The 15390-nt window shown below is 61.4% G+C and carries 11 protein-coding genes; 2 read left to right on the forward strand and 9 right to left on the reverse strand.

The window, feature by feature from the left end; translation table 11 throughout:
- Window positions 1–25: 25 nt before the first annotated feature.
- The 7 genes from GWG65_RS17970 to GWG65_RS18000 form a co-directional block, all read right to left on the reverse strand.
- The gene (locus tag GWG65_RS17970; RefSeq protein ID WP_275196880.1) at window positions 26–706 is read right to left on the reverse strand and encodes a YoaK family protein; all 681 of its coding nucleotides are present in this window, start codon (window positions 704–706) and stop codon (window positions 26–28) included.
- Window positions 707–730: 24 nt separating this feature from the next.
- Window positions 731–2083: an alginate export family protein gene (locus GWG65_RS17975; RefSeq protein ID WP_275196881.1), complete on the reverse strand. Its 1353-nt coding sequence runs from the start codon at window positions 2081–2083 to the stop codon at window positions 731–733.
- A gap of 159 nt (window positions 2084–2242) precedes the next feature.
- Window positions 2243–3136, reverse strand: a complete 894-nt coding sequence (locus GWG65_RS17980) for a glyoxalase (protein ID WP_275196882.1) — start codon at window positions 3134–3136, stop codon at window positions 2243–2245.
- A gap of 52 nt (window positions 3137–3188) precedes the next feature.
- Window positions 3189–3614, reverse strand: coding sequence for a DoxX family protein (locus GWG65_RS17985; protein ID WP_275196883.1), 426 nt, complete (start codon window positions 3612–3614; stop codon window positions 3189–3191).
- A gap of 1 nt (window position 3615) precedes the next feature.
- Complete coding sequence (locus GWG65_RS17990; RefSeq protein ID WP_275196884.1) at window positions 3616–5493, reverse strand: amidohydrolase; 1878 nt, start codon at window positions 5491–5493, stop codon at window positions 3616–3618.
- Window positions 5490–5777, reverse strand: coding sequence for a XapX domain-containing protein (locus GWG65_RS17995; protein ID WP_275196885.1), 288 nt, complete (start codon window positions 5775–5777; stop codon window positions 5490–5492). Before GWG65_RS17995 ends, GWG65_RS17990 begins: the two co-directional genes overlap by 4 nt.
- A 33-nt stretch (window positions 5778–5810) precedes the next feature.
- Entirely contained in the window at window positions 5811–6464 is a 654-nt protein-coding gene (locus GWG65_RS18000; RefSeq protein WP_275196886.1) for a hydrolase, read from the reverse strand.
- Window positions 6465–6901: 437 nt separating this feature from the next.
- Here GWG65_RS18000 and GWG65_RS18005 point away from each other — a divergent pair, with 437 nt between their 5' ends.
- Window positions 6902–8110 carry an ABC transporter substrate-binding protein gene (locus GWG65_RS18005; protein ID WP_275196887.1) on the forward strand — a complete coding sequence of 403 codons (1209 nt, stop codon included), beginning with the start codon at window positions 6902–6904 and terminating at the stop codon, window positions 8108–8110.
- 142 nt (window positions 8111–8252) lie between these two features.
- Here the strand turns inward: GWG65_RS18005 and GWG65_RS18010 are convergent, their stop codons facing one another.
- Together GWG65_RS18010 and GWG65_RS18015 are read right to left on the reverse strand one after the other, a co-directional pair.
- Window positions 8253–11111: a winged helix-turn-helix domain-containing protein gene (locus GWG65_RS18010; RefSeq protein ID WP_275196888.1), complete on the reverse strand. Its 2859-nt coding sequence runs from the start codon at window positions 11109–11111 to the stop codon at window positions 8253–8255.
- A complete protein-coding gene (locus GWG65_RS18015; protein WP_275196889.1) occupies window positions 11108–13957 on the reverse strand; it encodes a winged helix-turn-helix domain-containing protein in 2850 nt (949 codons plus the stop codon). Before GWG65_RS18015 ends, GWG65_RS18010 begins: the two co-directional genes overlap by 4 nt.
- Window positions 13958–14255: 298 nt before the next feature.
- On the opposite strand from GWG65_RS18015, the gene GWG65_RS18020 reads away from it, so the two are divergent.
- On the forward strand, window positions 14256–14558 hold the full coding sequence (locus GWG65_RS18020; protein ID WP_275196890.1) for a hypothetical protein: 303 nt from the start codon (window positions 14256–14258) through the stop codon (window positions 14556–14558).
- The last annotated feature ends 832 nt before the right edge of the window (window positions 14559–15390 follow it).

The following is a 15390-nucleotide window of genomic DNA, read 5'->3' on the forward strand; positions in this document are numbered from 1 at the left end:
CGCTCAGGCATCGTCACGGCCCCTCTCAGCCTGGCGCACGAAGAAATGGAGTGACCATTCCGAGAACCGGCGGAACAACAAAGCACCAGACGCCGACATGCGCATACAGCAGAGCGGCGGTGGCGCAGCCCGCCGCGAAGACGGCTATGTTGGTCGACATAGCCAGCAGGCGCGCGCTGGGAGCGGACACATTTTCCGTTGTTGGTGCGTGCACCATATCGGCGAGATCGATCATGATCTGCGTCGTCGTTCCCGTCATCAATGTCGAGGGCGGCGCTGTCCCGAGATGAATTCGGTGGGCGGCGTTCTGGATCGCCATGGCAGCCACCAGGACCATGCCGGTGACGACCGCCTTCGAGGCGTCGCCATCGACGAACGGTCCGAGGCGGATCGCCAGTACCGCGCCGGCAACGAGGAAGACGACCTTCAGGCCGAGAATGATCGTCAGCGCAGGGCGGTTCAACCGCAAGAGCGCCGAACTTAAGAGGCGCGTCAGGATCACGACCGAGCAGAACACCGGAAGCGCCAGGAGTTTCGCCACCGCGCCCGACGTCCCAAACACCAGCGAGGCGCCGAGGGTGACGAAGTTTCCGGTGACGTGGGCTGTGAACAATCCCTGCATCGCGAGGAAACCGGCGGCGTCGACGAAGCCGGCGTTGAGGCTCAGCAGCAGCGGCAGCGTCGGCCTTGAGCTTGCGGCGGGCATGATCGAACCTTCGCAGAACGACAGTTACAGGGCGTACTTCAGTTCGACCCCGACGTAGTCGCCGTCGTGACCGCCTGCCTGACGGATCGTGTTTCCGATCTTGTAGTGCACCGCTTCCAGCGCGCCGGCCAGGTTGGCGTTGAACCGATAGTCCACGCGCAATTGCCCGTAGGCGCCCGACCATGCACTGCCCTTGCCGGCCGTACCGGCGACCGGGATGTTGGGTTGCACGTAGATCGCATCCGCCGTGGTCTCGCGCCATTGGAAGCCTAGCGCGCCCATGACCGACAGGTTGGTCGCGGGCTTTACAGTCAAGGATGGCTTGACGTGGAAGAGATTGACGTAGCCTGTGAACCCAGCCAGCGTGAAGTAGTAGCCATTCGGAAACAGTGGATTGAAGGTCCCCAGAACGTTGTCGGCGGGATGATGGTCTCCCGAGGCAGCGTCAATCTGTAGGCCGAGCCGCGGCTGCCACGCGAATTGAGCGAACGTGTAGCCCGTGCGCGCTCCGACCGCCCAGGCGCCGATATCTTTGCCGCCGATTACGCCTGTCTGGCCCATTGCCTCGAGATCCCAATCGACATGGTTGAGATTCCCCGCGAACCGAACGTCAAACACGTTGCGCTTTTCGTTACCGCTGGCGTCGAGGTATTTTGCGTTGTCCTTCTGATAGAAGGAGTAGTAGGCGGACAGTTCGTTCGTCCCGAGGACCTGCCGCTCGACCCTGAGCGTGTGGAAGCGGAAATGGCTGTTCGATGTGTCATCGAACGGATGTTGGAAATCGTATTGCACCGGTTGGCTCACGAACCCGATGAAGCGCCAGGGGCCGCTCTCCCAGTCGCCCCACACGGCGTCGAACGACTGCCGCACGTTGGGACCGTCGCGGGACGAGACGAAACGTTGCAGGTCGAAGTCGAAGTCCTGCCGTCCAACCCGCGCCTTGAAGGTCCCAGCCTCGGTCGCGTTGACGTAGGCGAGAAATCCGAGCCGCAGGTCGAGGGGGTCCTGGTCGACGGGCGTGGTGACGTTCTTGCCGAAGGCGCGATCGTCCTCGAACTGCAGGAACAGTTGCCAGTGCTCATCGAAATGGACATCGGCGTGAAACTGAAGACGCTGGATGACGTAGTTGTCGCTCTTCGTGCCACCTACGCCGAAGCCGGCGGCGTTGACGCTTTCGAATCGCTCCCGCAGCGTCGCGCCGAACGACAAGTAGCTCTTCGGATCTCCCGGCATGATGGGGATGTATTTGATGGCGTCGAAAGGCTCGGTGCGCAGCTCCAGATTAGCCAGCGCCGACCAATCCTCCTGCCAGCGGTTGGTCTTGATGATGGGCCGCTGCGGCGCCGCATCGTCGGCCCAAGCTACCGCCGACGCCAATACCAGCCAGCAAACCGTCCAGAAAATCGTTCGCGGACGGCAGGTAGGCGCTTTCGATTGCGGCTCAACATGGGTCATCGGATGCCGGGAACTGAGGCCTGTCGAGCCTAACGCCAAATTGGGACGCTCTGCGAGAGCAGGGAAGCCACAGCACTCGGCTCATTTCGACGCCGCGTGCAATTCGGCGACATAACCGCCCGGAAACTGCACCAGCGCGATGTCACGGTGGTCCGAATTGAAGGCGTCGACTAGGACGGTGACGCCCGCGGCCTTTCCCTTGTCGAGCGTTTCGGCGAGGTTGGGGACCTCATACCCGGTCATCTCGCGCCCATAGGGGTAGGGGAGATGCCCGTCGGTCACCAGCACGGTCATCTTACCGAACACGGATTCAATCCTTATGCGACGATAGGTGTCGCCGGCACGGCCGATCTCCACGCCGGGGGCGCGCCCGTTGTCAGATACGATTTTTCCGTGCGAGAAGCGCACAAAGCTCCTGACGAAGCCATCCGCCCGGTCTGGCGAAACATAGACGCGGTTTTCCGGCACGGTCTGGAACGCGTCGTAGTTGGGTTTGGTCGTATGCCAGTAAATCTGCATGTTGATGCCGCCTGGCCACTGGATCACGGCATCGCGACCGATCGGGTCGGGGAATGGTGCGACGATGATGTCGGCACCCGTGGCGCGCGCAGCTTTGATGGCGGCGTCCATGTCGGCGACGAGGTATCCCGTCCGTTCCGCTCCAAAAGGATAGGGAATCGGGGTCTTGAAGCCGAACAGCGAGACGGTGCCGACCGGCGTCTGGATCAGCTGCGACGTCGTGCTGCTTGGCGTCGGCGTCACGGTCGCGACCACCTGTTTGGTGCTTCGGCCGCCGAATGTGGACGTGAAACTCGCAACGAATTTATCGACATCGTCGGGCGCGACGTACACATGGGTCGTGTCGTATTGCGAGCCGACGCCAACCAGGGGCGCGGCGTCTCGCGCGCTGGCGACGGAGGTGCCGGCCAGGGTGGCTATGGCAACGGCCGCGATGAGTGAGCAGAGGCGGACCATTTGCGGACTCCTTAGCGGTGGCGACAAACAAGCGGAGGGGAGATGAACTCGATCACGTGCGTTCGCCCTCCGCCGCGTGGATCGAGACGATGATGAGGCCGGCTATGAGCCCGAGGTGTTCGAAGAACGCGTTCAGCGCCATGAAACGGTCGTGCCCGGTCAGGTGCCAGAAGTCATTTGCGGTCAGCATAGCGACGGCAGTCAGGACGCCCAGGCCTCCGGCCCCGAGCCAGACCAGCCGCCCGAGCATCACGAAGGCCGAACCGCCCAGTTCGACCACGATCGCAAGCGCTGCCCAGAGCCAGCCAGGATGCAGTCCGAAATGCTCCTGTTCGGCGATCGCCGCGCTGAAGTCGGAGAGCTTCGTCAGGCCACCGATCAAGAAAGCCGAAACCAGAGCCAACCGCGCGGCAGGCCATATCAAGGGCGTCTCCAGGATCGTATGTACCCAGCGTGGTGTATCGGTCTTCGCACCCATCTCATACAGCCCAGCAGGCGCAACCAAGAGCGCCCCAGAAGCTTTTCAGATCCGAAATCGGGAGCTTCGCCGAATAGGCGCTCGCGTGGTCGTGGCCGTGGATCCCGCAGCGGTTGGTGCAACTGCATTGCGCGGCGGCCTGCATCCGCATCGCGGCAACCGGTTCGGCCTCGGCGCACCATGCGGCGTACCCGCCGTAGCTGCGGACCGGCGACCAGTCGGGCATGGCGGGGGGCGGGGGCGGGGCGTCAAGGGATTTGAATTCACCCTTGGCGTAGACGATCTTGCCGCCGACCACCGTCAGATCGGACGTCGTGTCCGCGATTTCCGAATCCGCGCAGGAAAAGAAATCCCGGTCCGGAACGACAAGATCGGCGAACTGCCCCACTTCGATGCGACCCTTCTTGCCTTCTTCGTTGGAGAACCAGGTGACGTTCTCCGTCCACATCCGGAGCGCTGTCTCGCGGTCGAGGCAGTTGCGTTGCGGGGTGATGCGCAACCCCCCGACGGTCCGCCCCGTGACCAGCCAGGACAGCGACACCCAGGGATTATACGACGCAACGCGCGTCGCGTCGGTCCCTGCCGAAGTCTTCACGCCCTTGGCCAGCATCTTGGCGACGGGCGGAGTCGCTTCCGCAGCTCCAAACCCGTAGCGTTCGACGAAATATTCGCCCTGATAGGCCATGCGGTGCTGCACGGCGATGCCGCCGCCGAGCGCCGCGATTCGATCGATTGACTGATCAGAAATTGTTTCGGCGTGATCGAAGAACCAGTGCAGGCCTTCGAGTGGCATGTCCTGGTTGACTTTCTCGAACACGTCGAGCGCCCGTGAAATGGTTTCGTCATAGGTCGCGTGGAGACGCCACGGCCATTTGTTCTGGACCAGGATCCGGACCACCTCTTCCAGTTCGCCCTCCATCTCATGAGGCATGTCCGGACGCGGCGCCCGGAAATCCTCGAAATCGGCGGCCGAGAACACCAGCATCTCGCCCGCGCCGTTGTGGCGGAAGTAGTCGGTGCCCTGCTTGTACTTCGATGTCCTGGTCCAGTTCAGGAAGTCGTCCTTTTCACCCTTAGGCTTCTGGGTGAAGAGGTTGTAGGCGAGACGGATCGTGAGTTGCCTCTCGTCGCTGAGCTTCTGGATGACCGCATAGTCGTCCGGATAATTCTGAAAGCCGCCACCGGCGTCGATCGCGCCGGTGACGCCGAGACGATTCAACTCGCGCATGAAGTGCCGCGTCGAGTTGACCTGATACTCGAACGGCAGCTTTGGCCCCTTGGCGAGCGTCGCGTAGAGGATATTTGCGTTCGGTTTGGCCAGCAGCAGTCCGGTTGGGTTGCCGTTGGCGTCGCGGAAGATCTCGCCGCCCGGGGGTTCCGGTGTGTTCTTGCCGTAGCCGACCGCACGCAACGCTGCGCCATTGAGAATGGCGCGGTCATAGAGGTGGAGCAGGAAGACCGGAGTGTCCGGCGCGACGGCGTTGAGCTCGTCGATAGTCGGCAGGCGTTTCTCGACGAACTGATGTTCGGTAAAGCCACCGACCACGCGGACCCATTGTGGCGCCGGCGTGATTTCGACCTGTCGCTTCAGCATGCCCATGGCGTCGGCAAGCGACCTAACGCCGTCCCAGCGCAATTCGAGATTGAAGTTGAGACCGCCGCGGATGATGTGGAGATGGTTGTCGATCAGCCCCGGCAGCACGCGCTTCCCCTTGAGGTCGATCACCATGGTCGGGGGACCAGCGAGCTTCATCACCTCGCTGTCTTGGCCGACAGCGACAAACATGCCGTCCTTGATTGCGACCGCGCTGGCGGTTGGATTGCCGCGATCGAGCGTCGTGAACAGGCCATGGTGCAGAATGAGATCGGGCGCGCTCATGAACGTTTCTCCTCAATGGCATTGGGCGCCAGCGTGGCGGTGTCCGCCTGGCGGCCAGGCAAAAGGCCAAAGATATGCGGGGCGCACTGTGCCTGCCGCCACGCGGCGGCGAGGCCGTTACCAGAAAGAAGCTGCTTGCCGACCGGAATAACCTGCTCGCCGATCAGGATGCCGAGCAGGCCAACCAGGGCCACGAGCGGCGGCGCCGGCGAGCGAACGTTGAGGAGGCTGTAGATGACGCCGACCAGAATGCCGGCGCCCGCCGATAACAGATAGATTTTCATCGCCGATCTTCCCCGTTGCGAAGACAACGATCGTTATTCGGCAGCGTTCGCTCCGCCTTCCGAGGCGTGTTCGCCCAGCGCCCATTTCGAGAATCGGACCTGGATGCCGTAGGGCGAATGCGCGCGCAGGATGTTCATGACGCCTTCGTAGGTTTCCGCGCGCGCCCAGTCCTGCTGGAGTTCGAACACATATTGACAAGACGTGATCGGGATCGCACCGGCCTGCACTGCGCGATCCATCGAGCGGTTGTGTGCTTCGAGCGAAAGATCGCCGCAGGCGTCGGCAGCGATATAGATTTCGTAGCCTTCCCTCAGCATGTCGATCGTTGGAAACATCACGCAGGCTTCGGTCCAAAGCCCGGCGATGACGAACTTCTTGCGTCCGGTCGCTGCGACCGCCTTGCGGAAACCGGCATCAAGCCACGAGTTCATGGAGGTGCGGTCGATGATGTCGTGGTTCGGGAACAGATCCGTCACCTCGGGCATGAAGGGACCGGAAAAGGAATCCTTGGCAACGGTGCTCAGCACCGTCGGTATCTTGAAGAGCTTCGCCGCCTTTGCGAGGATCTGGATGTTGTTGAAGACGACAATCCGGTCGTGCGACTGCACGCCCTGATACATTGCAGGCTGAAAGTCGATCAGGGCGATGGCGCTGTTTTGCGGGGTCAGCATTTCGAGCTTGGACATTTGTGGTCTCCTGGCCGGATGCGCTATTTCGAGCCCAATGCGTCTCGTCCTTGTGCGGATGCGAGCGCGGTCTGTGATTAACGTCTGTAGGCCCAACCGTGAGATCCGGTCTTTGCTATAATTCGTGCAATTTGGACAAAATCGCTCCCCCGCATACGCGGCGTCATCGGAATTGCCATTGCCGACAAGTTACCGGCAGCGCCGAACTTCGATTTGCCGCCGCAAGGTGCCACGCGTCGGTCCCATTTTGGTGCCGATGTCTAATATAAGACCACTCATTGCCGCCCATCGTTCGCGCACGAACCGTGCTCTTGGTGGCTATGCAGCTGTGTGCTGGCGAGCTATGCTGCCGACGATACGACAATGGCGCTTCCACGATAAGCGATCTCGCGATGTAGCTGTCCCAAGCTAACGGCAGTAATTGAGGGAGGTGCGGCATGAGCAGGTTGGCCGTTTTTGCGCTGGCGATTGTGGTGATCTGCGGCAGCGCCTCGGCCCAATCGACTGAAAAAAAATACGGACCGGGTGTAACCGATCACGAGATCAAGCTCGGGCAAACGGTGCCGTATAGTGGTCCTGTTTCGGCAGCCGGTGCACTGGGGCAGGGAGCGCTCGCCTACTTCGAAAAGGTGAATCGCGAAAAAGGAGGAGTGAACGGTCGCAAGATCAAGCTCATATCGCTTGATGATGCTTATAGTCCGCCGAAAGCCGTCGAGCAGACACGCAAGCTGGTCGAGGAGGAGGGTGTTTTGGCGATTGTCGGTTCGGCCGGTTCGCCGACCGGCGTTGCTGTTCAAGCCTATCTGAATAAGGCAGGCGTGCCGCAGGTACTTCAAATCTCGGGCAGTCGCAAATTCAACGATCCGAAGCACTCACCCTGGTCGACAGGTCTCTTTATTCCCTTCTACACCGAAGGTCAGATCTTCGGAAAGCTCATTCTGAAGTATTGGCCAAATGCGAAGATCGCTGTGCTGCACCCGAACGACGAACTTGGGCGTGAATACCTCGCCGGACTCCGTTCTGGACTTGGCGACAAGGCGGACACGATGATTGTAAGGGTGGTCACCTACGAAGATTTGTCACCTACTATCGATTCGCAGGTTGCCCAGCTTTCATCGTCCCGCGCGGACCTCTTCTTCAATGCGGCGGTCACCAAGTTTGCTTCTCAATCGATACGACGCGCGCGAGAAATGGGATGGAACGTGAGAATGATCGTTCCATCGATCTCCGGGTCAATTGGCCAAGTGATTAAGCCCGCTGGCGTGCAAAATGCGAAGGGTCTGATTAGCGCTTTGTGGCAGAAGGATCCTAGCGATTCTAGATGGTTGAATGACAAGGACGTCAAGGACTACCTGAAGTTCGTTAAGACGTATCTCCCTGGGGTGAACCCGGACGAGATGGCGTACTCGACAGGCTACATGGTTGGCGAATTGGTGGAAACGATCCTGAAACGCTGCGGAGACGATCTCACGCGCGAGAACGTTATGAAGCAGGCAACGAACTTGAAGGGTATCTCCCTGGTATTAGGCCTTCCCGAATCATCCTACGAAAACTCCCCAGAAGACTATAACCTCATTCGCAACTTGCAGATCGTTGAGTTCGATGGAGAAAAATGGACGCTATTCGCTGCACGGAGTGAGAACTAGCGGCCGGTAACTCTCAGCGATACCAACCAAACCGGTGGATATGGCAAGTCCAGGGTTTGCATCGTTGCTGAACGCATTGCGAGCGAGGCCTACGCCTGCGGGTCTTTCCGCGCCGTTAGCGGCAAACATCCCGGACGCCGCTTCAAGGAGGCGGCCTCGTACGATTTCTCAGATCATCCAATAGTTGTTTCGCCGCGATAAGATCGGCGGTACCAAAGCCCTCCGTGAACCGATCGTAGATCGGCCGGAGGCAGGCGAAGGCGTCGGCCGTACGGCCTTGATGGCTCAGCGAGCGGGCAAGGCTCGTCGCCGCGCGCAACTCCCAAGACAACGCCTCTTGCCGACGAGCCTCATCGAGCGCCTGCCGGAAGACATTCTCCATCGCTTCTGTGTTTCCGGCAGTGCTCTGTAACAAAAGAAGCTCGCCTTTGATACGCAGTAGCTCGGGTGCGAGCCAGCCTCTTTGGAGGCGCTCGATGCCTCTCTCAACCATTTCCAGTGCATCGACAAACCGCCCCGCACGGCCCAGTGCTTCTGCCATCTGACTAAGGCAAGTCAGGAACCAGAGGCCAGAGTTGGAATCGGTGATCTCGTCGAGGTCAGCGCGCAGCAATGGCGACCCGCCGTCGAGATCGCCGGACTTGACGAGCACAACTCCTTTCAAACGAGAGGCGAATTCATTCCAGGGCGCAAAGCCGTGCTTTCTCGAAATATCTAGTAGCATTTCCGCGTAACGTTCTGCCGCGGCCAGATTTCCCAGCCACAGCGCGACCAGGCAGCCGCCGTGCGACAAGGCGTAACACAGAGTAGCCGGGTCGTTGAGCGCCTCCGCGTCGCGGATGGCGCTCAACACGGTGAACCACGCCTGGTCGGCGAACCCCCGGAGCCAGAGAATCCGCGCCAACACGATGCGGCCTGCGATCTTTTGATCGAACCAGAACCGGATGATCGGGGAGCGCCGTTGCGGATCGACATCGGCGCTCAGCATCCGCTCGATATGTGGCCAAGCATTCGTTTGATCACCCAGGTAATGATACGACATCCCGATCATTCGATCCGCGATCGGCAGGACCGCCGGGTCGGCATGCTCCAGTGCGAGGTTGTGAAATTTTTGGGCTACGGCGAGAGCGGCGGCGTGCTCGCCCGTGTTCGTGCGATGAATCCAGGTCTCCCACAACGCGTTCATCTGGTATTCGGTGTCGCCGAGCGATTCGGCGAGGCGGAGAGCCGCAGTACAGGCCTGCCCGGCCGCGAGAACTGCACCTTTGGTAAACAGCAGCGACGCGCCCAGCGCGGCCTGCAGCTTCATCTCGCCGCGGGCATCAATTGGCGCCTCACGTACTAAAGTGAGCGCCTGTTCGACGCGGCTACGACATTCCTCCATCATTGATAATTGCAACCAGAGCGGAATCGCTGCGACGGTCAGCGCCCCCCCGATCGAGGCGTCGCCGCCGGGTAGAAATGCCCACTCGAGCGCCGCACGCAGATTGTCAATCTCTTGGGCGTAATCGGCCAGCCGATCGTCCGCAAGTCGTGCCATCGATTCAATTTCGGCGTGTTCGAAAAGATTGCGGTAGTATTCCGCGTGACGGCGAGCAACATGTTGGCGCTCATCGCTCTCGCCGAGGATCTCGATCGCATAGGCACGGATTGTTTCGAGCAGCCGAAATCGCGGTCTGGTACCGCTGAGATCCGCGACGACCAACGACTTCGCCACCAGATCGGCCAAGCGGTCGATTGCCTCGATACCTGCTGTAGCCGAGTCCATGGCCACGGCTGCGGCAGCCTCGACCGTGAAGCTGCCAGAAAATATGCCGAGCGCCCTGAAGAAAAGTTGCTCTTCCGGGTTCAATAAATCGTAGCTCCAATCCATGACTGCCCGCATCGTGCGGTGCCGCCCGACTCGCCCTCGATGGCGCGATCCCAAAAGCGGCAAGCTCTCGTCCAGCCGGGCGGCCAAGCCCTCGAGGCCAAGCACCTCGACGCCAGGTGCGGCGAACTCGATCGCGAGCGGCAAGCCGTCGAGCCCACGGCAAACTTCGACCACCAACGGGGCGTTCTCGTCGGTCAGCACAAAGTCTTCGACGATCGCGGACACACGCTCGACGAAAAGTTGCACGCCCGGGAAGGTTGCGGCTTCCGCTGCGGTCAGTTTGGACGAGGCCTGTGGGCTTCCGAGCGGGCCCAGCCGATACTCGCTTTCACCCGCAACCCGCAGCGGCTCCCTGCTGGTCGCCAGAATGGCGACGTCCTTTGCTCCGCCGAGAAGCGCCCGCGCCAGGCCCGTCACCTCGTCGACGACATGCTCGCAATTGTCGAGCAATAGGAGCATGCAGCTGTCTCTGAGGGCGGCGACCAGGCCACGAATCGGATCTTCGCCCTGGATTTGAAGGCCGAGCACAGTCCCGGCCGCGCTTGGCACAAGGTGAGCATCTACGAGAGATGCGAGATCGACCAGCCAGACGCCGTGTTCGTATTCGCCGACCATTCGTTCGGCGACAGCGAGGGCAACCGTGGTCTTGCCGATACCTCCGGGCCCGATCACCGTCACCAGCCGCTGCCGCGACAGTCGCGAGACAAGTGTCTCGACGGTTTGCTCGCGGCCGATGATCCGCGTCACCGCGAGCGGCAGATTGTGCTTCGCGGTCGAGAGCGTCGCAGCCGTCCGGGTCCGCGATGGCTCCTCGATGCGTATCGGCGCGACGAAATTGTAGCCCCGACCGACAACGGTGGCGATGTAACGATGGCCGCCTTGACCGTCGCCGAGCGCTCGGCGCAAGGCACTGACCTGGATCTTCAGGTTGGCCTCTTCGACGAAGGTTTGCGGCCAGACGCGCTCGATCAGTTCTTCCTTGCCGACCACCGCACCAGCGCGCTCGATCAGAAAGGCCAGAATGTCGAAGGCGCGGCCACCGAGCCGCACCGGCCTGTCGCCCTCAAGCAGAAGCCGCTGCTCGGCAAGGAGCAAGAACCGCCCAAACGATATTGCGCGTCCGTTCATCGGAGGACGTCCCTGCGATCGCCCAGGTCATGCAATAGCTGTTTCGCCGCGATGAGATCGGCAGTACCAAAGCCCTCCGTGAAGCGATCATAGATCGGCCGGAGGCAGGCGATGGCATTTGCAGGGCGGCCCTGAGACCGCAACGAGCGGGCGAGGCTCGTCGCCGCTCGCAATTCCCAGGACAGGGCTCCTTGCTCGCGCGCGCCATCAAGCGCTCGCCGCAAGAGCGCCTCCGCTGATCCTGCGGCGCTGGGTATGTCCTGTTGCATGGTCAATTCGCCCTTGAGGCGGATGAGCTCCGGCGAAAAGCAGCCGTCTTCGAACTGCTCGACGCCAGCCTCGAGCGCCGCCAGCCCTTCGGTGATCCGCCCGGCCTGGCCGAGGGCTTCCGCCAGCAGCGTGAGTCCGCTCAAGGAGCGAAAGCTGAAGTTGGGCGCGGCCATTTCCTCCTGCACGTTCGTCCGCTTCCGCGATCCGACGTCGAGGCCGGCCTTGATGACGAGAACGCGTTCAAACCGCGCACCGAAAGCGGCCCAATGGGGCAAGGCGTGTTGTCGCGACAACTCAACCAGCCTGGCAATGTACTTGGCCGCGGCGACCCAGTCGCCCGTCCAGAAGGCGATCGGACACGAGGCGATGGCAAGGACAAAGCATTGTAAGATGGCGTGGCCGGTCGCGTCAGCTTCCCGGAGGCTCTGCTCCGCCATCCGCACGGCTTGGTCGGCAAATCCCTGCAGCCAGAGCACGCGCGCCAGGAATACTCTGACCAGGAGACGAAGATCCATGCCGAATCGGACGACGTCCCGAAAACGGACGACATCCAATCCGCGATCGCTGAGGGCACCCTGCGTCAGCAGCTGCTCCAGTTGGCTCCGCGCACTCACCTGATCGCCGACATAGTGCTCGGCGACGGCGACCATACTCTTGCCGAACATCTGGTCGTTCTGATCCGAACCACGCAGGGAAAGTGAGTGGAATTCCAACGCGAAGGGTTGCGCTCTGCGAAAACGGCCCATGCCGGTGTAGTAGAAGTACAGTCCCCAGAGGGCGCGCAGCTGGTAATCGACATCATCTAGGCGCTCGGCTATGTCACGTAGCCTGGTAAACGCTGTGACCATCTCCGAAGCCTCAGGGGTCGAGGCGCCCAGCGCGGCGAGCAATCGCATGGCATCCCGCGGGTTCTCAGTCGATGCGGCTCCGAGCGCCTGCTGGGCTCGCCTTCGGCACTCTTCGAGCAGCGACAGGCGAATCCAGAGCGAGAGTGCAGCAGCCGTCAGTGCCACACCGGTCGATGCCTCGCCGCCAGCTGAGAACGCCCAGTCGAGCGCCGCGCGCAGGTTGTCGATGTCCTGGGCGTAGTCGGCCAGCCAGTCGGCGGTTGCTCGCGCCGGCGCTTCAGCTTCTGCCTGCTCGAAAAGCTGACGGTAGTATGCGGCGTGGCGACGCGCGATCGGTTGGCGCTCGCCGCCCGCACCAAGCATTTCCAGCGCGTAAGCGCGGGTCGTCTCGAGCAATCGGAACCGCGGTTTGATGCCATCGACATCGGCGACGACCAGCGATTTAGCCGCCAGATCGGCCAACCGGTCTATCGCACGGACGCCTGCGTCCATCGCAACGGCCGCCGCCGCGTCCACCGTGAAGGCGCCCCGGAACACGCCGAGAGCGCGAAAAAATCGTCGCTCGTCCGCGCTGAGCAGGCAGTAGCTCCAGTCGACGACGGCTCGCATGGTCTGGTGCCGCGGCGTGGCCGCGGGGCGCCGCGCCTCCAACAGCCGCATGCTGTCGTCCAGGCGGACGGCAAGGCCTTCAACGCCGAGCACCTCGACGCGGGGTGCGGCGAACTCGATCGCCAGTGGCAGGCCGTCGAGCTTCCGGCAGATCCTAGCGACCAGCGGGGCGTTGGCGTCGGTCAGCGCGAAGTCCTCGACGATCGCGGTGACTCGTTCGACGAAGAGCTGCAGGGCGGGAAACGCTGCGGCGTCCGTGGCTGTCAGCTCAGACGACGGCTCGGGGCTGCGGAGCGGTCCCAATCGGTGTACCCGCTCACCGGTTACCCCGAGCGGTTCTCTGCTGGTCGCCAGAATAGTGAGGCCTGCCACACCGCCGAGTAACGCCGCCGCCAGGTCAGCCGCCGCGTCAATGACGTGCTCACAGCTGTCGAGCAGCAGCAGCATGCGGCCGTCTCTCAGGGCTGCGACGAGATTGGGAAATGGATCCTCGGTGCGCATTTCCAGGCCGAGCACGGTGGCTATCGCGCTCGGTACCAGGCGGGCGTCGCGGAGTGGCGCCAGATCGACCAGCCGGACGCCTTGCTGATAAGCGCCGATCATCCGCTCGGCGACGGCGAGGGCGACCGTAGTCTTGCCGATGCCGCCGGGCCCAACAATCGTGACGAGGCGCTGCCGCGAGAGTTGTGAGACAAGTACTGCCGCGCTCTCCTCGCGGTCGATCATCCGGGTTGTCGCAAACGGCAGATTGTGCGGCGCCGCCGGCGCAATCGTCGGGGACGGCGAGGCCCGCGATGGCTCCTCGATGCGTATCGGCGCGACGAAATTGTAGCCCCGACCGACAACGGTGACGATGTAACGATTGCCGCCCTGGCCGTCGCCGAGCGCTCGGCGCAAGGCACTGACCTGGATCTTCAGGTTGGCCTCTTCGACGAAGGTTTGCGGCCAGACGCGCGCGATCAATTCGTCCTTGCCGACCACCTCGCCGGCGTGCTCGCTCAGAAAGACGAGAATGTCGAATGCGCGGCTGCCGAGCCGCACCGGCCTGTCACCCTCAAGCAGAAGCCGCTGTTCCGCAAGGAGCAGGAACGGGCCGAACGAGATTGCGCGTCCGTTCATCGAAGGAGGCCTCGTTCTCGATTATCACCTTTTACCCGATTTTACTTGACAGAGGCCAGAGCAGTTGGGAGTGCGCGAACCCGCGGCAGCAGCACACGGTGCCCTCCCAGCAATGGAACGCTACGTAGATTTACGGAGATTAACTGGTCGGGGCAGACTGACGGTGATCAAAATGTTCAAGCCATGAGCGGAAACTATAGAGCGATACAGTCGCTCGTCGGAAGTTTCACCTCAAAAAGGGCAGGAAGACGTTCCTATTGCGGGGCCAACGATGCCACCCGATCAACTTCGTTCACCCATGGCGGTCAAGATTCTGTTCGAGGCCTTCGAACTGAACGTCGCTGAGCGCTCCCTCAAAAAGGCAGGCGTGGCCGTTCCGCTAGGCGGAGGCGCCTCCGACATATCCTTTGGCCCTCATTCAAGCGGCCTTGAATCTAGCTTTATCGCCAAATTTTCCATGAACGGCGGCGGATCCTTGCCTTTTTCTGAACCCGTCAGCGCCACCGCGATTGAGGGCGGAGTACGGCCGTCAAATTCCGCCAAGCTGCTCAGCGCAGATGCCTTTGGTTCCGGCGCGGCCGATCGAATTGGGAGGTTATAATGCGCGTATCAGGATCCAGTGCATCCTCCGAACGCGTGACACAATTTCGTTGTCTAGAGCCGGAACTTCAAACTACAGCACCAGAATTTTCCTTTGCTGCTGATCAACAGTTCCATTTGGTGGCAAACAGCCTGGTCGAGCTGCTTGAAACTGCAAGGCGAGAGCTAGAGCATGACCGAGACTTGGCCAAGGCGTCACTGATTACGGCATCGCGCATCTTGCACACGGAGATCGAGCATTGTTCTGTCGCAAACGGCTGCCCAAGAGGTGGTCTAGTGGCTTGGCAGATCGCTCGCGTGCAAACTTACATTGACAGCAACTTAGATCGCACGCTTCACATTCGGAATCTCAGTGCGGTAGCGCGTCGGAGCCCAGCGCACTTCTGTCGAAAATTCAAAATAGCTTTCGGCGAGTCGCCACATGCCTACGTGGTGAGAAGACGCCTGGAGAGAGCCTGCCACCTGATGATGACCAGTGCGGCAACGCTCAGTGAAATAGCCTTGAGCGTAGGTCTTTCGGATCAAGCACATCTATGCAGGCTCTTCAGAAGGGCTTTTGGTCAAAGTCCAGCCAGCTGGCGACGCGAACGCGGAATCCCCGGCTAGATGGAGCATCATCCGCCTGTTTGTTGGGGCAGAGTGCAAACGACAACATCGTGTCTCGAGCGGACCACCTAGATCATTCCGCGAACGGTCTCAAATCGAAGTCTTCGAGGGTGCCGGGGCTTGGAGGCGTTTGCTTTTGAAGGCACACGGGCGCGTTCTAGAAACAAAGACGGCAAGAACGTTCTAGACGCGATAGCAGCCTTCAAGACGGTAGCCCGTTTAAACGT

Origin of the sequence: Bradyrhizobium sp. CSA207 (genome assembly GCF_029051685.1) — a bacterium.
Classification (GTDB): Bacteria; Pseudomonadota; Alphaproteobacteria; order Rhizobiales; family Xanthobacteraceae; genus Bradyrhizobium.

Excerpts from the sequence above, each read along its gene's own strand:
- GWG65_RS18010 (WP_275196888.1), bottom strand. The coding sequence starts at position 11,111 with ATGAACGGACGCGCAATATCGTTTGGGCGGTTCTTGCTCCTTGCCGAG.
- GWG65_RS18020 (WP_275196890.1), top strand. The coding sequence starts at position 14,256 with ATGGCGGTCAAGATTCTGTTCGAGGCCTTCGAACTGAACGTCGCTGAG.
- GWG65_RS18005 (WP_275196887.1), top strand. The coding sequence starts at position 6,902 with ATGAGCAGGTTGGCCGTTTTTGCGCTGGCGATTGTGGTGATCTGCGGC.
- GWG65_RS17985 (WP_275196883.1), bottom strand. The coding sequence starts at position 3,614 with ATGGGTGCGAAGACCGATACACCACGCTGGGTACATACGATCCTGGAG.
- GWG65_RS17980 (WP_275196882.1), bottom strand. The coding sequence starts at position 3,136 with ATGGTCCGCCTCTGCTCACTCATCGCGGCCGTTGCCATAGCCACCCTG.
- GWG65_RS17990 (WP_275196884.1), bottom strand. The coding sequence starts at position 5,493 with ATGAGCGCGCCCGATCTCATTCTGCACCATGGCCTGTTCACGACGCTC.
- GWG65_RS18015 (WP_275196889.1), bottom strand. The coding sequence starts at position 13,957 with ATGAACGGACGCGCAATCTCGTTCGGCCCGTTCCTGCTCCTTGCGGAA.
- GWG65_RS18000 (WP_275196886.1), bottom strand. The coding sequence starts at position 6,464 with ATGTCCAAGCTCGAAATGCTGACCCCGCAAAACAGCGCCATCGCCCTG.
- GWG65_RS17970 (WP_275196880.1), bottom strand. The coding sequence starts at position 706 with ATGCCCGCCGCAAGCTCAAGGCCGACGCTGCCGCTGCTGCTGAGCCTC.
- GWG65_RS17995 (WP_275196885.1), bottom strand. The coding sequence starts at position 5,777 with ATGAAAATCTATCTGTTATCGGCGGGCGCCGGCATTCTGGTCGGCGTC.